The 1,299-nt window shown below is 47.0% G+C and carries 2 protein-coding genes; both read right to left on the minus strand.

The window, feature by feature from the left end; genetic code table 11:
- Positions 1-33: 33 nt before the first annotated feature.
- The gene (locus PL85_RS16315; protein WP_160117749.1) at positions 34-885 is read right to left on the minus strand and encodes an IS3 family transposase; all 852 of its coding nucleotides are present in this window, start codon (positions 883-885) and stop codon (positions 34-36) included.
- A complete protein-coding gene (locus PL85_RS16320) occupies positions 882-1,190 on the minus strand; it encodes a transposase (RefSeq protein WP_214608575.1) in 309 nt (102 codons plus the stop codon). Before PL85_RS16320 ends, PL85_RS16315 begins: the two co-directional genes overlap by 4 nt.
- Positions 1,191-1,299 lie beyond the last annotated feature (109 nt).

The following is a 1,299-nucleotide window of genomic DNA, read 5'->3' on the forward strand; positions in this document are numbered from 1 at the left end:
TAGTGTACCCCACGAAAAGTGGACACAACATAACTACACACTTTCAAACACCACTGGACTCACATAGCCCAACGCTGAGTGCTTCCTATTTCGATTGTAATAGATCTCGATATATTCGAAGATCCCCATTCGAGCTTCTTCAATATTTTGGTAGTCTTCTGCATATATCAGCTCGACCTTTAGTCGGCTGTAGAATGACTCCATCACTGCGTTGTCCCAACAATTGCCTTTACGGCTCATGCTTGGCACACCGCCATGCTTTCGCATGAAGTCCTGATAATCATGTGCCCTGTATTGTACACCACGATCTGAATGGATTATGACACCCTTAGGTGGCTTACGTGATTTGAACGCCATTTTCAGTGCATTCGTAATGAGTTGAACCGTCATCTTCGTATCTAAAGACCAACCAACAATACGCCGTGAATGCAGGTCCAGCACCGTGGCTAGATAGAGCCAACGGCTCTTCACCCAGATGTAGGTGATGTCGGTCACCCATTTCTGATTAGGGCGCTTAGCCTCAAAGTCTCTACGTAATAAATTATCAGCCACATTGGTCATCGCTGCCACATCCTTAGTGTATTTGAACCCAATACCGTTGCGTGCTTTTATGCCCTTTTCTTTCATGATATCAGCAATATAGTTCACGCAGCAGGCATGGCCTGCTTCCTTCAACTCATCGGTAATTCGCACCGAACCATAACGAGCACGATGCTTCGCAAAAGTACACATGACTAACTGCTCAAAACGGCATCGCCGCTTTGAGCGTTCACTTGGCTCTCGATTCAACCACTTGTAATAACCACTAGGAGAAACATCCAAGGCGCGACACATATGGGTCACTTTATATTCCCCAACATAACTTTCGATATACTCGTACTTCACTCTTGCTGCTTCGCGAAGTACGCCGACACCTTTTTTAGGAATTCCATCTCATCTCGTAGACGCTTGTTTTCGCGCCGAAGGGCGCGAAGCTCTTCAGACTCTTTCTTCGAGTAGTCAACACCGTCTAAGGTGTTAAACTGTTTATCAGATAGGCGTGTGAACTGGCGCTTCCAGTTCCGGATTTGCTGGGCACTAATGCCCAGCTCCCTGGCAACGGAGACTGCTGTTCGGCCCGGAAGACTGGCCAGGCGAACAGCTTCTTTACGGAACTCTTCGGTGTACGCTGGATTACGATGTTTAGCCATAAATCACCTCTCAATTAGACCCTAGATCTAACTTAGTAAAGTGTCTACTAAACGTGGGGTACTCGGTTGCATAACGCCCAATTAAGTGGTGAACAACGCACTGGCCAAG

This window comes from Vibrio anguillarum, from assembly GCF_001989995.2.
Taxonomy (GTDB): domain Bacteria; phylum Pseudomonadota; class Gammaproteobacteria; order Enterobacterales; family Vibrionaceae; genus Vibrio; species Vibrio anguillarum.

What these genes read in the sequence shown, in the direction of transcription:
- PL85_RS16320 (WP_214608575.1), bottom strand. Translation starts at nt 1,190, where the DNA reads ATGGCTAAACATCGTAATCCAGCGTACACCGAAGAGTTCCGTAAAGAA.